The sequence below is a fragment of the Erwinia tracheiphila genome (assembly GCF_021365465.1).
GTDB classification, from domain to species: domain Bacteria; phylum Pseudomonadota; class Gammaproteobacteria; order Enterobacterales; family Enterobacteriaceae; genus Erwinia; species Erwinia tracheiphila.
In genome coordinates this window covers 3,489,425-3,505,575 of sequence record NZ_CP089932.1, presented here as the reverse complement: position 1 = coordinate 3,505,575, position 16,151 = coordinate 3,489,425, and the positions used below count along the sequence as shown (strand labels likewise).

Annotated in this window: 17 protein-coding genes; 14 read left to right on the top strand and 3 right to left on the bottom strand. The window is 51.8% G+C overall.

Going from position 1 to position 16,151, the window contains the following annotated elements; genetic code table 11:
- On the top strand, nt 1-732 hold the full coding sequence (locus LU633_RS18320; protein ID WP_016190163.1) for a phosphoadenylyl-sulfate reductase: 732 nt from the start codon (nt 1-3) through the stop codon (nt 730-732).
- Between the two features lie 435 nt (nt 733-1,167).
- Here LU633_RS18320 and LU633_RS18315 read toward each other — a convergent pair whose 3' ends face one another.
- On the bottom strand, nt 1,168-1,410 hold the full coding sequence (locus tag LU633_RS18315; RefSeq protein WP_016190161.1) for a YciI family protein: 243 nt from the start codon (nt 1,408-1,410) through the stop codon (nt 1,168-1,170).
- Between the two features lie 325 nt (nt 1,411-1,735).
- Here LU633_RS18315 and cysG point away from each other — a divergent pair, with 325 nt between their 5' ends.
- From cysG to rpoS, 13 genes are all read left to right on the top strand, one after another.
- Nucleotides 1,736-3,151 (top strand): siroheme synthase CysG, encoded by a 1,416-nt coding sequence (gene cysG, locus LU633_RS18310; protein WP_016190160.1) that lies wholly within the window; start codon nt 1,736-1,738, stop codon nt 3,149-3,151.
- A 9-nt stretch (nt 3,152-3,160) separates the two neighbouring features.
- Nucleotides 3,161-4,069, top strand: a complete 909-nt coding sequence (cysD, locus tag LU633_RS18305) for a sulfate adenylyltransferase subunit CysD (RefSeq protein WP_016190159.1) — start codon at nt 3,161-3,163, stop codon at nt 4,067-4,069.
- 9 nt (nt 4,070-4,078) lie between these two features.
- The gene (gene cysN, locus LU633_RS18300; RefSeq protein ID WP_016190158.1) at nt 4,079-5,506 is read left to right on the top strand and encodes a sulfate adenylyltransferase subunit CysN; all 1,428 of its coding nucleotides are present in this window, start codon (nt 4,079-4,081) and stop codon (nt 5,504-5,506) included.
- On the top strand, nt 5,506-6,111 hold the full coding sequence (gene cysC, locus LU633_RS18295; RefSeq protein WP_016190157.1) for an adenylyl-sulfate kinase: 606 nt from the start codon (nt 5,506-5,508) through the stop codon (nt 6,109-6,111). The genes cysN and cysC overlap by 1 nt, the downstream gene beginning before the upstream one ends.
- 55 nt (nt 6,112-6,166) lie before the next feature.
- Nucleotides 6,167-6,487, top strand: a complete 321-nt coding sequence (locus LU633_RS18290; RefSeq protein WP_016190156.1) for a DUF3561 family protein — start codon at nt 6,167-6,169, stop codon at nt 6,485-6,487.
- Between the two features lie 188 nt (nt 6,488-6,675).
- Nucleotides 6,676-6,996 carry a cell division protein FtsB gene (ftsB, locus tag LU633_RS18285; protein ID WP_016190155.1) on the top strand — a complete coding sequence of 107 codons (321 nt, stop codon included), beginning with the start codon at nt 6,676-6,678 and terminating at the stop codon, nt 6,994-6,996.
- A 3-nt stretch (nt 6,997-6,999) separates the two neighbouring features.
- Nucleotides 7,000-7,716, top strand: a complete 717-nt coding sequence (gene ispD / locus LU633_RS18280; protein WP_016190154.1) for a 2-C-methyl-D-erythritol 4-phosphate cytidylyltransferase — start codon at nt 7,000-7,002, stop codon at nt 7,714-7,716.
- On the top strand, nt 7,716-8,195 hold the full coding sequence (ispF, locus tag LU633_RS18275) for a 2-C-methyl-D-erythritol 2,4-cyclodiphosphate synthase (RefSeq protein WP_016190153.1): 480 nt from the start codon (nt 7,716-7,718) through the stop codon (nt 8,193-8,195). Before ispD ends, ispF begins: the two co-directional genes overlap by 1 nt.
- On the top strand, nt 8,195-9,244 hold the full coding sequence (truD, locus tag LU633_RS18270; RefSeq protein WP_016190152.1) for a tRNA pseudouridine(13) synthase TruD: 1,050 nt from the start codon (nt 8,195-8,197) through the stop codon (nt 9,242-9,244). The genes ispF and truD overlap by 1 nt, the downstream gene beginning before the upstream one ends.
- A gap of 684 nt (nt 9,245-9,928) precedes the next feature.
- On the top strand, nt 9,929-10,690 hold the full coding sequence (gene surE / locus LU633_RS18265) for a 5'/3'-nucleotidase SurE (protein WP_016190151.1): 762 nt from the start codon (nt 9,929-9,931) through the stop codon (nt 10,688-10,690).
- The gene (locus LU633_RS18260) at nt 10,684-11,310 is read left to right on the top strand and encodes a protein-L-isoaspartate(D-aspartate) O-methyltransferase (protein ID WP_016190150.1); all 627 of its coding nucleotides are present in this window, start codon (nt 10,684-10,686) and stop codon (nt 11,308-11,310) included. Before surE ends, LU633_RS18260 begins: the two co-directional genes overlap by 7 nt.
- A gap of 143 nt (nt 11,311-11,453) precedes the next feature.
- Nucleotides 11,454-12,569, top strand: a complete 1,116-nt coding sequence (gene nlpD / locus LU633_RS18255; RefSeq protein ID WP_016190149.1) for a murein hydrolase activator NlpD — start codon at nt 11,454-11,456, stop codon at nt 12,567-12,569.
- Between the two features lie 50 nt (nt 12,570-12,619).
- Nucleotides 12,620-13,615, top strand: coding sequence for an RNA polymerase sigma factor RpoS (gene rpoS / locus LU633_RS18250; protein ID WP_016190148.1), 996 nt, complete (start codon nt 12,620-12,622; stop codon nt 13,613-13,615).
- Nucleotides 13,616-13,783: 168 nt separating this feature from the next.
- Here rpoS and LU633_RS18245 read toward each other — a convergent pair whose 3' ends face one another.
- Together LU633_RS18245 and LU633_RS18240 are read right to left on the bottom strand one after the other, a co-directional pair.
- Nucleotides 13,784-14,998: an IS91 family transposase gene (locus tag LU633_RS18245; RefSeq protein WP_046371879.1), complete on the bottom strand. Its 1,215-nt coding sequence runs from the start codon at nt 14,996-14,998 to the stop codon at nt 13,784-13,786.
- An 8-nt stretch (nt 14,999-15,006) separates the two neighbouring features.
- Nucleotides 15,007-15,147: a hypothetical protein gene (locus LU633_RS18240; RefSeq protein ID WP_161796965.1), complete on the bottom strand. Its 141-nt coding sequence runs from the start codon at nt 15,145-15,147 to the stop codon at nt 15,007-15,009.
- Between the last annotated feature and the right edge of the window lie 1,004 nt (nt 15,148-16,151).

The following is a 16,151-nucleotide window of genomic DNA, read 5'->3' as shown; positions in this document are numbered from 1 at the left end:
ATGGCTGTACTCGATCTCTCTGAACTGAACGCGCTGCCCAAAGTTGAACGCGTAATGGCGCTGGCGGAAATAAACAACCATCTGGATACGCTATCGGCGACCGGGCGGGTTATCTGGGCGCTGGAAAATTTGCCCGGAGAAGCGGTGCTTTCTTCCAGCTTTGGGGTTCAGGCTGCGGTCAGTCTGCATCTGGTCAGCCGGGTAACGCCCGGTATTCCGGTGATCCTCACTGATACCGGCTACCTTTTCCCGGAAACTTATCAGTTTATTGACCGGCTGGCTGAACAGCTGAAGCTCAACCTGCGGGTATTTCGCGCCGAGCAGAGTGCAGCCTGGCAGGAGGCACGTTACGGGAAACTGTGGGAGCAGGGCGTGGAAGGGATCGAGCGCTATAACCAGATCAATAAAGTTGAACCCATGAACCGCGCGATGAAAACGCTGAACGCGCAGACTTGGTTTGCCGGTCTGCGCCGCGAGCAGTCCGACAGTCGGGCAAATCTTTCGGTGCTGGCTATCCAGCGCGAAGTGTTCAAGGTACTGCCGATTATCGACTGGGATAATAAGCAAGTTTACCAGTATCTTAAGGATAATGGTCTGGATTACCATCCGCTGTGGGACCAGGGGTATCTGTCGGTGGGAGATAAGCACACCACGCGCAAATGGGAACCCGGTATGGCGGAGGAGGAAACGCGCTTTTTTGGTTTAAAACGTGAATGCGGGCTACATGAGTAAAGGCCGTACTGCATAAAGTTGCCGATTTTGCTGCATACCGGCCGTTCTGGTATCGGTTGTAAGGGATCGCTTACTATTTGGCGGACTGCTATGATCACTGCACTCGTCGTGGCACAAAAAGCAGATGCTGAACCCTGCTTCTTTCCGGTTATGCCTTCTAAAAAATGACGTTAAACGTTTGCAAAGAGAGCGTTAGTCCAGTCACTTCAGGGAAATAAGTAAACGTATTTATTTCTGTCAATGCCCACTCGTTGCCCTCTGAAGATGTCAGCCCGCAAAAATGCGGGCTGACTATTATGCTGACAAGGGTATTTAGATTATCCGCTGCAACGTTATTTCCACGGATTTGATGCGAGCGTGCGGCCTGGTAAAACAGCAGCATTATACCGTATGCAGATGGCCTTCAACGCCCTATCAGTCCGGCAAATTCTTCGCTCACGCGGGTTTAGTCACTTCATAGCTTGCCACCGCCGTAAAAGCATTTTCAGTGAGGATGGCATCGAGCCGATCGCGGTCAATATCGCAGGTAATAATCACCCCGCCGGTATGCGGATCTTTCCGGCCTGCCGCGAGGAATATTCCGTTAGAAAAATAGTGGTCCAGCCAGTTGTGATGCGCATCCAGCAAGGCTTCAACTTCTGCCATGGGACGGGTATAGCTCAGGCTAACAATGTACATGTGGGTGGCTCCGAAACAGTGATGAGAGAAAATGACTGACGTATTAAAAGATGGTAACAGCAAACGACCGGCTTATCCGACACTCCCAACCGCTTTAAGCGAATGTCTGGACATATTTTTCTCCGGTCTGTAAAGCACAACGACGGCTGAAAAATTTCATTAAATCCATAATGGCTTGAATACCCTGCGTTAAGCACTTTTTTTTCTTAGCTTAGACAAATTGTTATTCCATTCGGTAACTACTCATTCCAATTAGTAATTTCATAAGCCTTCTGCCAGAGCCGTATAGTCTCGTGAACTTTTTGTTATAAAAGACAGGGCTGACGTGGATTATCTCCCGATTTTTGCCGACATCCGTGATAAACCGGTGCTGATTGTGGGCGGTGGCGAAGTAGCTGCGCGCAAAATTGAATTGTTGCGTCGTGCGGGCGCTAGAGCGCAAATCGTCGCGCGTGAGTTGGGTGCCGAGCTGACCGCACTGCACGATTGTGGGGCCGTTGAATGGCTGGCTAAAGAGTATCACAGCAGCCAGCTGGACCAGGTTTGGATGGTGATTGCTGCCACAGACAATAATGTGCTAAACAGCCGCGTTTATCACGATGCTGGTGAACGACGCCTGTTAGCCAACGTGGTGGACGATCAGCCTAAATGTTCTTTTATCTTCCCTTCTATTGTCGACCGGTCCCCGCTGGTGGTGGCGATCTCTTCCAGCGGTACGGCACCGGTGCTGGCACGTTTACTACGCGAAAAGCTGGAGGCACTGCTGCCCGGCAATCTTGGCCAGATGGCAGAAATCGCCGGGCAGTGGCGCGACAAGGTCAAGCAGCGCTTTAGCAAGATGCCCCAGCGTCGTCGCTTTTGGGAAAGCGCGTTTAATGGGCTGTTTGCCAGCCAGATTGCCTCTGGCAATCTGGCTGGCGCAAAACAGACGCTGGATCGACAGCTGGATAATCCCGATGCCACTGAGGGCGAGATCATTCTGGTGGGGGCTGGCCCCGGTAATGCCGGATTATTGACGCTGCGTGGCCTGCAGGTTATGCAGCTGGCAGACGTAGTGCTTTACGATCATCTGGTTAGCGATGAGGTACTGGATTTGGTTCGTCGCGACGCCGATCGCATTTGCGTGGGTAAACGCGCCAATACCCACAGTGTGCCACAGGAAGAAACCAATCGATTGCTGGTGGATCTGGCGAAGAAAGGCAAACGGGTAGTGCGCCTGAAAGGGGGCGACCCCTTTATCTTCGGGCGTGGCGGTGAAGAGCTACAGGTCGCTGTTGAGGCAGGTATCCCCTTTCAGGTGGTGCCTGGCGTAACGGCGGCGGCGGGCGTGACGGCGTATGCGGGTATCCCCTTAACCCACCGCGATCATGCACAAAGCGTGCTGTTTATCACCGGACATTGTCGCGCGGATGGTGAAGAAGTGGACTGGCCATCACTGGCGAGAGCGCGACAAACGCTGGCTATTTATATGGGCACGGTGAAAGCCGCAGAAATCTCTGCCAGGCTGATTGCACATGGCCGTGATGCCCAAACGCCGGTCGCTGTTATCGGACGGGGAACGCTCCAGGACCAGCAGGTGCTGACCGGTATCCTTGCCGACCTTGATGAACTGGCCCGGGGTGCCCCAACGCCAGCACTTATTGTTATTGGCGAAGTGGTTAATCTGCACCCGCATCTTGCGTGGTTTCAACATTCAGTACAGCAGGCGGGTCGTGACTCCGCCGTTGTCAATCTGGCTTGAGGAAAGAGTATGGATCAAAAACGGCTTACCCATCTGCGTCAACTGGAAGCGGAAAGTATCCATATCATCCGTGAAGTGGCAGCAGAATTCAGTAACCCGGTGATGATGTATTCCATCGGGAAGGATTCTTCAGTGATGCTGCATCTGGCGCGTAAGGCATTCTATCCGGGCACGCTGCCGTTTCCGCTATTACATGTTGATACCGGCTGGAAATTCAAAGAAATGTACGCATTTCGTGACCGCACGGTTAAGCAGATCGGTGCGGAACTGCTGGTGCATCGCAATCCTGAAGGTGTGGCGATGGGAATCAATCCCTTTGTTCACGGCAGCGCCAAACACACGGATATTATGAAGACCGAAGGGCTGAAGCAGGCGTTGAGCAAATACGGTTTTGATGCCGCTTTTGGCGGCGCGCGACGCGATGAAGAAAAATCCCGTGCCAAAGAGCGAATCTATTCCTTCCGCGACTGTTTTCATCGCTGGGACCCGAAAAACCAGCGCCCTGAACTGTGGCATAACTATAACGGGCAGATTAATAAAGGTGAGAGCATTCGCGTGTTCCCACTTTCCAACTGGACTGAACTGGATATCTGGCAGTACATCTTCCTGGAAAATATTGAGATTGTCCCGCTCTACCTGGCAGCCAGCCGCCCGGTTCTGGAGCGCGATGACATGTTGATGATGATCGACGATGATCGGATTGATTTGCAGCCCGGTGAAGCAATTCAACAGCGCATGGTTCGTTTTCGTACTCTGGGCTGCTGGCCGCTGACTGGGGCTGTTGAATCTCAGGCGCAGACGCTGCCTGAAATCATTGAAGAAATGCTGGTTTCCACCACCAGCGAACGTCAGGGTCGGGTGATTGACCGCGATCAGTCCGGTTCGATGGAGCTGAAAAAACGCCAGGGCTATTTCTGAGGAGCCAACATGAATAATGTTATTGCACAACAAATTGCCGATCAGGGTGGTGTGGAAGCCTGGCTTCATGCGCAGCAGCACAAAAGTCTGTTGCGATTTCTCACCTGCGGCAGCGTCGACGACGGTAAAAGTACCCTGATAGGGCGGCTTTTACACGATACGCGGCAAATTTATGAGGATCAGCTTTCCTCGCTGCACAGTGACAGTAAGCGCCACGGTACCCAGGGGGAAAAGTTGGATCTGGCGCTGCTGGTGGATGGTCTGCAGGCGGAACGCGAGCAGGGTATTACCATTGACGTCGCCTACCGCTATTTCTCTACAGAAAAGCGTAAGTTTATCATTGCTGACACGCCCGGGCATGAGCAGTATACCCGCAATATGGCAACAGGCGCATCCACTTGCGATCTCGCTATTCTGCTGATTGATGCGCGTAAAGGCGTGCTGGATCAAACCCGTCGCCACAGCTTTATCTCCACCTTGTTAGGCATTAAACATCTGATCGTGGCGGTTAACAAAATGGATCTGGTCGATTACAGCGAAGCGCGCTTTGAGCAGATCAGGCAGGACTATCTGGATTTTGCCAGCCAGCTGCCAGAGGATCTTGATATTCGTTTTGTGCCGCTTTCGGCGCTTGAAGGGGAAAACGTTGCCAGCGAGAGTGAGGCGATGGGCTGGTATAACGGCCCGACACTTCTTGACGTGCTGGAAACGGTGGAGATTAGACGCGCGGTGGAGCAACAGCCAATGCGTTTCCCGGTGCAATATGTCAATCGTCCCGATCTGGATTTTCGCGGCTATGCCGGTACGCTGGCGTCCGGCGTGGCTCAGGTTGGACAACGGGTAAAAGTGTTACCCTCCGGCGTGGAATCCACCATTGCCCGTATTGTGACTTTCGACGGTGATTTGCAGCAAGCGCAGGCGGAGGAAGCCATTACCCTGGTACTGAACGATGAAATTGATATCAGCCGTGGCGATCTGCTGGTGGAAAGTGATGCCGAACTGAAACCGGTGCAGGCTGCCAGTGTGGATGTCGTATGGATGTCCGAGCAGCCGCTGCTACCCGGACAGAGCCTTGATATTAAAATTGCCGGTAAGAAAACCCGTGGCAGAGTGGAAAAAATTCAGTATCAGGTAGAGATCAATAGCCTGACGCAGCACAGCGCGGAAAATCTGCCGCTGAATGGTATCGGCCTGTTGGATGTCATTTTTGATGAACCCATGGTGTTGGATCGTTACCAGCAAAATCCGGTGACAGGCGGCCTGATCTTTATTGATCGTCTGACCAATGTGACAGTCGGTGCCGGGATGATCCGTGAGCCGCAGCATGACGCAGTTCAAACGTCTGGCGATTACAGCGAGTTTGAGCTTGAATTTAATGCGCTGGTTCGTCGCCACTTTCCGCACTGGGGCACCCGTGATATTTCAGGGGGGCGGTAATGGCGGTGCGTGACGAAAATGTTGTCTGGCACAGCCATGCGGTTACGCAGGGGAAACGTGAAGAATTACACGGGCATCGGGGTGTGCTGCTTTGGTTTACCGGGCTTTCCGGTTCCGGGAAATCTACTCTGGCAGGCGCGTTGGAACAGTCATTGTATCAGCTTGGCGTCAGCACCTATTTGTTAGACGGTGACAACGTGCGTCACGGCCTGTGCCGGGATTTAGGCTTTAGCGATGACGATCGTAAAGAGAATATTCGCCGGGTTGGCGAAGTGGCAGCGTTGATGGTTGATGCCGGGTTAGTGGTTCTGAGTGCCTTTATTTCCCCTCACCAGGCGGAGCGCCGGATGGTGCGGGGTATGCTGGGAGAAGGGCGCTTTATTGAAGTCTTTGTGGATACGCCGCTGGCTATCTGTGAATCACGCGATCCCAAAGGGCTTTATAAAAAAGCGCGGGCTGGAGAACTGCGCAATTTTACCGGAATTGACGCAGTTTATGAGGCACCGAATGCAGCTGAACTACACCTCGATGGTGAACAATTGGTAACAAAATTGCTCCTTCAAGTGTTAGATCTGCTGCGTGAGCGCGATATTATCAGATCCTGAGATAGCCATAACGAAACGCCAGCGGGTGCGCCGTTTTCGCCTCAACAGGATAATTATGCATAACATCACGCCCATGCTGGCCCGCAAAGAAGAACGTGACCAGGAGGAAGCCTCCCGGCCATTTCCCGGTGGAGTGGTTGGCTTCGCTTCTTACTGGTTTGCTCTTGCCATACCGTTTTTACTTTATGGCTCTAATACCCTGCTTTTCTTCCTTTATACCTGGCCTTTTTTCCTCGCGCTGCTCCCTGCTTCCGTGCTGATTGGCATTGCTACCAGCGCGTTGCTTCGAGGTCACATTATCTGGCCATTGCTGGTGACGGTGTTGCTGGTCATTGCGCTTTTTTGGTTTCTGTTTACATTATTAAGCGGCTGGTAGGTTAAGTATGGTTTTTCCTCTCCCGAATTGATGCCTGATTGCCTGGTCAGGTTACAAAATTTTGCCATACAGCGACGGTCATATTGATGTGTGTTCAGTGATTCACCAATCTACGGCTATTTCATCGGCACAGTGGAGTAGGATGGAAAGTTATGGGATGATTAGGCCGTTTTTCGGGGGGGGGCGGGATGGGAAAACTGACGCTACTGTTGCTTGCTTTACTCTGCTGGCTGCAATATTCGTTCTGGCTGGGCAAGAACGGTATACATGACTTTACACGCGTTAATGAAGATGTTGCGGTGCAACAAGGCAGTAACGCTAAACTAAAAGCGCGAAACGATCGGCTTTTTGCCGAAATCGATGACCTTAACGGCGGTTCTGAAGCCATTGAGGAGCGTGCACGCAATGAACTGGGCATGATTAAACCCGGTGAGACCTTTTATCGCCTGGTGCCGGATCAGAATAAACGAAACGTGCAGCAGGGGAATCTGAATAATCCACAACGGTAATTGATGAATATCGCAGGTTCAATTTCGGACGTCATTGCCGTCGTCCCCGCAGCCGGGATTGGCAGCCGCATGCTGTCAGAACACCCCAAGCAGTATATGACCATAAGGGGTAAAACCCTCCTTGAATATGCCATTGACAGCCTGCTGGTTCACCCGGCAATCAGCCGCGTCATTGTTGCGATAAATCCTGTTGATCCCCACTTTTCTGACCTGCCGATTGCAGCAGATCCGCGTATTAGCGTGGTAACGGGCGGTAAAGAACGCGCCGACTCTGTGCTGGCGGGTTTGCATGTTGCCGCTGCTGAACGCTGGGTTTTGGTGCATGATGCGGCACGACCCTGCCTGCATCCTGATGACCTGATGCGTCTGCTGGCCCTCACCGTGACCAACGATATAGGGGGCATTCTTGCCGCGCCAGTGCGCGATACCATGAAGCGCGCCGCCCAGGATAAATTGGCTGTTGCCCATACGGTGGATCGGGAAGGACTGTGGCACTCGCTGACGCCGCAGCTTTTTCCACTGGCGCTGCTGCGAGACTGTCTGCAAAAAGCACTGCGCGACGGGGTGAACATCACTGATGAGGCTTCTGCGCTCGAGTATTGTGGCTATCAGCCACAGCTGGTTGTCGGGCGTAGTGACAATATTAAGGTCACCCGGCCTGAAGATCTGGCTCTGGCGGCGTTTTATCTGACCCAATTAAATAATAAGGAGCATGTATAATGCGTATCGGCCATGGATTTGATGTTCATGCTTTTGGTGGTGAAGGTCCGTTGATTATCGGCGGCGTAAGAATTCCCTGGGCGCAGGGACTGCTGGCTCACTCAGACGGTGATGTTGCCCTGCATGCGCTAACCGATGCCTTACTGGGCGCTGCGGCCCTTGGCGATATTGGCAAACTTTTTCCGGATACGGATGCTGCTTATAAAGGTGCAGACAGCCGGGTTTTGCTGCGTGAAGCAATGCAGCAGATTGGAAAAAAAGGTTATCGGGTGGGCAATGTTGACGTCACCATTATTGCCCAGGCCCCTAAAATGCTGCCGTATGTTCCGCAGATGCGCATCAATATTGCCGAAGATCTGGCGGTTCACATGGATGAGGTGAACGTTAAAGCCACGACTACAGAGAAACTCGGCTTTGCCGGGCGTGGCGAGGGTATTGCCTGTGAGGCGGTAGCGCTGTTATTCAAGGTGGAAACGTAATGGATGTTATTCCTCTGCGCTGGCTGCACGGGCAGCCAGCGGCAACGGGCGTGGTAAAGGAGCATCCTGAAGATTTTATCGTTATTGAGGACCTTGGCTATGGTGCGGATGGCGATGGTGAGCAGGTGCTGGTGTGCATGCGCAAGGTTGGTTGCAACACACGTTTTGTGGCCTATGCGCTGGCAAAGTTTGCAGGTATTCATCCCCGGGATGTCAGCTTTGCCGGGATGAAAGATCGTCATGCGGTTACGGAGCAGTGGTTTTGCCTGCGTATTCCAGGTAAAGAAACGCCTGATTTTACCCTTTTTCAGCTCGACGGCTGTGAGGTGCTGGAAACGGCACGCCACCGCCGTAAACTGCGCATCGGGGCGCTTCAGGGAAACACTTTTCGGATTTTGTTACGTCAGATTTCTGACAGGAAAGCGGTCGAACAACGACTGCTAACGATTCAGGCAGACGGTGTCCCTAATTATTTCGGGATGCAACGCTTCGGTTATAATGGCAATAACCTGTCTATGGCACAGCGCTGGGCCAATAACAGCATCGTGGTGCGCGAGCGTAACAAGCGCAGTTTTTTGCTCTCTGCCGCCCGGAGTGCTTTATTTAACCAGGTTGTCAGTGAGCGATTGGTTTTGCAAGATTCTCTGCTCAGTGTGATGGCTGGTGATGCGTTACAGCTGGTTGGTCGTGGTAGCTGGTTTGTTGCACAGCAGGGCGAACTGGATGCGCTGCAAACCCGCGTGAATAACAATGAGCTGCGGATAACGGCGGTCATGCCCGGCAGGGGCGAATGGGGAAGCGAGGGCGCGGCACTTGCGTGTGAGCAGCGCATTCTTGGCGGTGAGAATGAGTTGAAAGCACTGCTGGAGCATGAAGGTGTTGAGGCGGCGCGGCGCGCCATGTTGTTAATTCCCCGCGATCTTTGCTGGCGCTGGCAGGGTGATGCAATCGTTGAACTGAACTTTTGGCTACCTGCGGGCAGCTTTGCTACCAGCGTATTGCGTGAAGTGATACAACAAAAAGACGGTGATACCGCGGTGGACGAATAGCCGGGAGCTTATTGCGGTCAGCTCGACGATTCTTTCATCTCCCATGGCTGGCGTTGATTTATCTTATCCTCGCGCATTTTCTTCTTTACCTGACTGATCTGATGCCGTTTTTTTATGTACTGATGTACTGATGTACTGATGTACTGATGTACTGATGTACTGATGTACTGATGTACTGATGTACTGATGTACTGATGTACTGATGTACTGATGTACTGATGTACTGATGTACTGATGTACTGATGTACTGATGTACTGATGTACTGATGTACTGATGTACTGATGTACTGATGTACTGATGTACTGATGTACTGATGTACTGATGTACTGATGTACTGATGTACTGATGTACTGATGTACTGATGTACTGATGTACTGATGTACTGATGTACTGATGTACTGATGTACTGATGTACTGATGTACTGAGTCTTACAGTATTCTTTCTTGTTTGCCTGACGGACAATCAACGTTGTGCTCTGGTCCGTTTTTCACCTTAAAAATGAGCAGCGAGCATTGTTGCACCTTCCGCTGCTACCACTGAATGATGTCAGGCGATAGAATGTTGTAGCCTGATAACCGGAATAGCGCTGCAAGCGACTGAAGTCAGCGTTGTGGCTGCCCGGCAGACATATGCCAGAGAGTGTCGGGATAAAAAAGATTGATATAAAAGGGGTTGAGTTTTAATGCGAATATTGCTCAGTAATGACGATGGTATTCATGCGCCAGGCATTCAGATTTTGGCTGAGGCACTTCGTGAATTTGCTGAAGTTCAGGTTGTGGCTCCTGACCGTAATCGCAGTGGCGCATCTAATTCATTGACGCTGGAAACGCCGCTTCGCACTTTTGAGTATCCAAATGGCGATATTGCTGTTCAGATGGGGACGCCGACTGACTGCGTCTGGCTCGGAGTGAATACGCTGATGAGTCCGAAACCTGATGTGGTTGTGTCCGGGATTAATGCCGGTCCAAATTTGGGTGATGATGTCATCTATTCCGGCACGGTTGCCGCTGCGATGGAAGGGCGTCATCTTGGCTTACCTGCACTCGCCGTATCCCTCAATGGACATCAACACTATGAAACCGCGGCAGCAGTAACCTGTTCCATTTTACGCGCACTGCAGCGTGAACCACTGCGGACCGGGCGCATATTGAATATTAATGTTCCCGACCTCCCTCTTGCCGGGCTGAAAGGTATTCGGGTGACACGCTGTGGTAGCCGCCATCCGAGCGATCAAGCCATTCCTCAGCTTGACCCGCGCGGTAATACGTTGTACTGGATTGGGCCACCTGGAGATAAACTTGATGCTGGCCCGGATACTGATTTTGCTGCCATCGATGAAGGCTACGTTTCGGTTACCGCCTTGCATGTTGATTTAACGGCGCACAGTGCACAGCAGGTGTTGGCTGGATGGTTAGCGCGGGTGGAGGTCAGTGGCGAATGGTAAGTCGGCGCATTGAAACGCTGTTGTCACAGTTGCGCCAGCTGGGCATCGATGACGAGCGGTTGTTGAAGGCGATTGAAGATGTGCCGCGTGAGCGCTTTATCGATGAAGCGTTCGAACATAAAGCCTGGGAGAATACTGCGCTGCCAATTGGTTCCGGCCAGACGATCTCACAGCCTTATATGGTCGCCAGGATGACCTCACTGCTGGCATTAACACCGACCTCACGCGTGTTGGAGATTGGTACCGGTTCTGGATACCAGACCGCTATTCTTGCGCACCTTGTGGAGCACGTTTATTCAGTTGAACGGATTAAAGGCCTGCAATGGCAAGCCAGACGCCGCTTAAAACAACTTGATTTGCATAATGTTTCTACCCGCCACGGCGATGGTTGGTTGGGCTGGGCTGCTCGCGGGCCTTATGATGCGATTATTGTCACTGCCGCACCTCCTGAAATCCCATTAGACCTTATGTCACAGTTAAAAGTGGGGGGATTAATGGTGTTGCCGGTAGGCGAAGAACAGCAACAGCTTAAGCGTGTCATTCGCAAAGCCGAAGAGTTTGTTGTGGAAATAATCGAGCCAGTCAGATTTGTCCCTCTGGTCAAGGGTGAGCTTGCCTGAAAGGCATTAGCAATTGTACACATCTGCAAATTGGCACCCTGCATGTGATGTTGTTAATATCCCATAAGTTAAGGTTTTTATCACTGATGGCGCGGGATAGCGCGTCCTGACAGTTTACTGTATTGCTGTATTGGGGGATGTAGATGAGCACGGGAAGCCCGGACGTTAAATTACGTCATATTGTAGTCATTTCACTGATTAGTTTTGGGTTGGCTGGTTGTTACAGTAATAACACGCAGGCTCCTATCAGCTCCGTAGGTGGTAGCAGTGATGGCATGAGTCGTAGTACCGATATGGGCAGTCAACCAGAGAATATCAGCGGCGGCGGACTGATATCTCCACCCCCTTCAATTTCAGTCAATCAACCTAAAATAGTGAATGCTCCGTCAGCCGTCAGTCGTGGTGAAAGTGAAAATGTTGTTACCAAAAATGGGCGCATTGTCTATAACCGTGCCTATGGAAATATTCCCAAAGGAAGTTACAGTGGACAGAGTTATACCGTTAAACATGGTGATACGCTGTTTTATATTGCCTGGATTACCGGGAATGACTTTCGTGATTTAGCACAGCGAAATAACATTTCTGCACCTTACAGCCTCAATGTTGGTCAGCAATTACAGGTTAGTAATGGCTCCGGGGGAACGCTTACCGGGGGTAATGCTGTTACTGCCGCAGATGATAAAGCCAGTGGAATCGTGCCGAAACCATCTCCAGGACAAATCGGAGGTGTAACGGTTGCACAAAAGCCTGTTATTACGTATTCTGAGGATTCAGGTAAACCAAGTGAAGGGAAAATGTTACCTTCATCCGGCACAAATACTGTTGCAATGACAACAGCGTCGGTTACTGCATCGACCGTCAGCAGCACAACGAACAGCACCACTCCTGTAGGAAGCTGGCGTTGGCCAACAGATGGTAAGATTATCGATAACTTTTCTGCTTCCGAAGGTGGCAACAAAGGTATCGATATCGCGGGATCGCCAGGACAACCAGTTCTGTCAACCGCATCCGGGCGTGTTGTTTACGCCGGGAATGCGCTACGCGGTTACGGTAATTTGATTATCATCAAGCATAATGATGACTACCTGAGCGCCTATGCCCATAATGATACAATGTTGGTTCGCGAACAGCAGGAAGTAAAATCGGGCCAAAAGATTGCGACTATGGGCAGTACTGGCACCAGTTCTGTTAGATTACACTTTGAAATACGTTACAAGGGGAAATCCGTAAACCCGTTGCGTTATTTACCGCAGCGATAATCCGGCAGAACCTAGGTGTTCTGCCCTGACATCACGGGTAGGAGCCGCTTATGAGCCAGAATACGCTAAAAGTACATGATTTAAATGAAGACGCGGAATTCGACGAAAACGGAGCTGAAGTTTTTGATGAGAAGGCTTTTGTCGGAAATGATCCTGCTGACAACGACATAGCAGAGGATGAACTGTTACAACAAGGCGCGACGCAACGCGTACTGGATGCGACGCAGCTCTACTTGGGGGAGATTGGTTATTCTCCGCTGTTAACAGCTGAAGAGGAGGTTTTCTTTGCCCGTCGTGCCTTACGTGGTGATATTCCGTCACGTCGTCGGATGATTGAAAGTAATCTACGACTTGTTGTAAAAATCGCGCGTCGTTACAGTAATCGCGGCCTTGCTTTGCTGGATCTGATTGAAGAGGGCAACCTTGGACTGATCCGTGCGGTTGAGAAATTTGACCCTGAAAAAGGGTTCCGTTTCTCAACCTATGCGACCTGGTGGATCCGTCAGACTATTGAGCGAGCTATCATGAACCAGACCCGCACAATTCGCCTGCCGATTCATATTGTTAAAGAGTTGAATGTTTATTTACGCACTGCACGTGAACTGGCTCACAAGCTAGACCATGAACCCAGTGCAGAAGAAATCGCTGAACAGCTCGATAAGCCTGTTGACGATGTCAGCCGAATGTTGCGCCTTAATGAACGCATCACTTCAGTTGACACGACACTACTGGGCGGAGATTCTGATAAAGCGCTGCTGGATATCCTGGCCGATGAAAAGGACAACGGACCGGAAGACTGCACTCAAGACGATGATATGAAGCAAAGTATCGTCAAGTGGTTGTTTGAACTGAACGCCAAGCAGCGCGAAGTGCTGGCACGTCGTTTTGGTCTGTTAGGTTATGAAGCGGCCACACTAGAAGATGTGGGCAGCGAAATCGGCCTTACACGCGAGCGTGTTCGCCAGATTCAGGTTGAAGGTCTTCGTCGTCTGCGCGAAATTTTGCAGGCGCAGGGGCTAAATATCGAAGCTCTTTTTTGTGAATAAACTTACAGTCTGAGTTCATGGTTAGGAAACTGAATCATCGTTTTAAAAATTTCCTGACCATGAGCAGCAGTGTCTGTAATGCAGTAATGATGTGCCATCGGGAACGTTATGGTCATAAAATGGCATTTGCGGCGCGTTTTTAACCTGAAAGCTGTTTTTCAGACGCACTTATCCCGCAGTCTGTGCCAGAAGCCATCGTTTCCGGTCGATGTTATGCAGTCTTTCTGCCACCAACTCCGACGCGTGCCTCCCGGCCTGCGCACTGCTGAAGCGCAGTCGGTTGCCGCACAGAATGCATTTGTACGGATCCGTGCGCAGAAATTCTTTCATCAGCGCGGCGAAGCCGGGCTTCTCCGGTTTTTTCCGCGCTTCCATCTCCAGGGCTTCATACACCTTCGGCAGCAGGCTACCCCGTTTACGGTTTGATAAAAAACCGTAATAACGCACCATCTTAAAATGCTTCGCCGGGATATGGCTGATATAACGTCCGATCATATCTTCCTGCGTCAGCGTCTGCTGCCGGTACTGCTGCGTACGGTGGTCGTAATAGTGGTGCACCACCGCGCCGCCGCTGTAGTGCCTCAGCTTCGCCGCCGACACGGGGGGCCGTTTCAGGTACCGGCCCAGATATTTGACGCTCCGCCAGGCCCCCCGGGTCTTCTTCGCGAAGTGGACCTTCCAGCGGCGCCCGTACTGCGCCTGCAGATAGCGCAGCCACTGTTTTTTGTCGTGGATATGCCCCAGCCCCGGCAGCCTGCCGGGGTTAATCAGGTCATAGCTGTGGCGCAGCAGCCGGATGACGGCTCCGCGCCAGATTTCCTCCACGGCATGCTTTTTAAAGAAGAGGTCGCGCCATACGCCGTGTTTAATATCAAGCCCGCCGCGGGTGACGGAGAGATGAATGTGGGGATGCTGGTTGAGCTGGCGACCGTAGGTATGCAGGGCGCAGAAGATACCGACTTCCACACCCTGTTTTCTGGCCCAGCGGAGCATGGCGCGGGTGGCTGCGCGGAACAGGGCATTGAGCAGAGGCCAGTTATTGTTGAAAAAGGGCCACAGCAGATGGGGCATGGTGAAGGTGATATGCTGCCAGTCGCAGTCGGGCAGAATTTGCTGTTGTTCTGTAATCCACTGCTCCGTGGCCTTATGTCCGCAGGAGCTGCAGCCTTTTGATTTACAGGTCTGGCAGAAGAAGCGGGTGTGGGTGCAGTCCGGGGAGGCGCAGCAGTATCGCTTCACCCCCATGGCAGCAGTGCCGCAGGCGAGCATGCGCTCGACGCAGAGTACGGTCCAGGGGCTGAGGGTGTCCCCGTGTTTATCCATATACCGGTTCCAGGCGTCATCAGTGGTGAACAGCAGTTTTGCCGGGCGCGGGATATACATGCGGCGGATTATCGCTCTGCAGTGGCGCCGGTATTATAGTGCCAGTCGTCACAGTCATCGGCCCAGTTGTCGGTGTGTTTATCCCAGGGAGCGAAGGTCACCGGCAGCATGCCGGATTCTGTGGCGATAATAAACACATCGGCTGGCATGGACTCAAGGACGACATCGCCGTCGGGTGAGTCAGGCGGCTCAAAGCCGCGGATGATGCAGACGAGAGGCGGGTCGAAGTGTGTATCGAGGAAAAACTGTGGCCCCAGGTGGACACAGTGACGAATGGCATCCTGCGGAGTGTCGTAAAAAACTCGTCGGGGTCGTCATAATCGCTCCGGGGCGGAATGGACACCAGAAAACGCTTAGGATATCCGGGTATAGCGCGTCGGGACGAGGGCGTGGGTTTACGCTTTCTGGGGGCTTTGCTACGGGCCATGTGAATGATTTCCTGAGAAATTAACATACCGCAGAGTATAAAGCTGTGAGCCGGTCATGAACACCCTCGGAACGGCAGAGCCGTGACGCTCGCCCTGTAAGGGCGCTATGTTCGCCATTAAAAAGCGGTGGTCTGAGAGCCGCTTTTTTTCTTGTCAGTTTTAAACTGCCACCTCAGTCAGGGGATTGTCCATGTAAGGCTTATAGCCTTGAGAAGGTCCATGTTGGAAAATTTTACTTTACTTACCGCAAGTTCGAGGAAAATGACAATACGGTGTTCATCGTATGTACTTTTGTATTGCAAATATCGTCTGTACTAACAAGCGAGGTATCGATTTAACATCTCCAGTGGCAAGCCAACCGGTGAGCTACAACGCAGTATTCCATGCTCTGCCACATAAAATACGCTGAACACCCCGAGGCAACTATTCGCCAGACCCTGAGCATTTGGTCGTGATGGCCCAGCCCGGGTGCTTCATATCAATAATGTTAATGGAAGTGTTGAAATAACAAAACACGTTGAGTCTTTACGCTTGTTTTCAGCACGTATGCAAAATCCGATGGGGAAATTACTTACATAAAAGTCGCTACTTCGTGAAAACGGTGGTTGTGAACGAAGAGATAATTAAACGATATATAAGGTGCCAGAAACGGCTGGCATTACTCAGTGAGAGTGAACTTGATTGCGATGAACGCTGAAATGTACGCACGGCGTGATGATAACGCC